This window comes from Dietzia cinnamea NBRC 102147 (genome assembly GCF_001571065.1).
Taxonomy (GTDB): domain Bacteria; phylum Actinomycetota; class Actinomycetes; order Mycobacteriales; family Mycobacteriaceae; genus Dietzia; species Dietzia cinnamea.
This window is the reverse complement of record NZ_BCSW01000141.1, coordinates 1-839: the sequence shown is the minus strand read 5'-3', so window position 1 is coordinate 839 and position 839 is coordinate 1. Positions and strand designations below refer to the sequence as shown.

Below are 839 nucleotides of genomic sequence, written 5' to 3'. Positions count from 1 at the left end.
CGCCGTCATCGGTCGCCACGACCCCGACGCCATCCGCCTGCGCAAGGAAGACGCCAGCCGCGGCCGCGGTGTGCGCATCGGCAAAGGCGTCGACGGTATGTCCACCGTCTCCGCCCTGCTGGCCACCGAGGAAGCCGCCGTGCTGGCCGAGGCCCTCGACCAGCGGGTCGCCGAACACCAGGCCGCCGACACTGGCGCAGCCGCCGCGGCCGACCCGGATGCCCCGGCCGAGCCGGAGCCGCGCTACTCCAAAGCTGAACGCCGCGCCGACGCCCTGATGTCGCTGATCTGCGGCGACACCCCCACCCACCCCGACACCGACACCGGCACCGGCACCGGCACCGACACTGGCACCGACAGTAACGCCGGCCCGGGCGACCCGAGCGCCGCCACTGGCGGCGGTCAGGGGCTGGCGCCGGTATTGCGGCCGAAGGTCACCGTCATCGCCACCGGCGACAACGGCCGCGACGACCACGGCGCGCGGGTGGAGTTCACCCGCACCGGCCAAGCCGCCCTGCACACGCTGATGGAGATGCTCGCCACCTCAGATGGCGCCTCGTTCGAGCAGGTCGATCCCCGCCTCGGCGCGGCCGACGACACCGCCGCCGCGCTGAGATACCGGCCCGGTGCCGAGTTGGCGCGCCGGGTCCGGCTTCGCGACGGCACCTGCCGGCACCCCGGGTGCACGGTCCCCGCCGACGACTGCGACCTGGACCATGTGGTGCCGTTCAACCACGCCGACCCCACCGCCGGCGGCCAGACGGTGGAGGCGAATCTGGTCAGTCAGTGCCGCCGCCATCACCGGTTCAAAACCTTCTCCGACTGGACCTACAAGCTCG

General features: G+C 73.2%; 1 protein-coding gene. It reads left to right on the top strand.

Annotated features, from left to right (window positions below; translation table 11 throughout):
• Window positions 1-839: HNH endonuclease (locus DCI01S_RS16505; RefSeq protein ID WP_156482670.1), on the top strand; the 839-nt coding region annotated here is incomplete at both ends.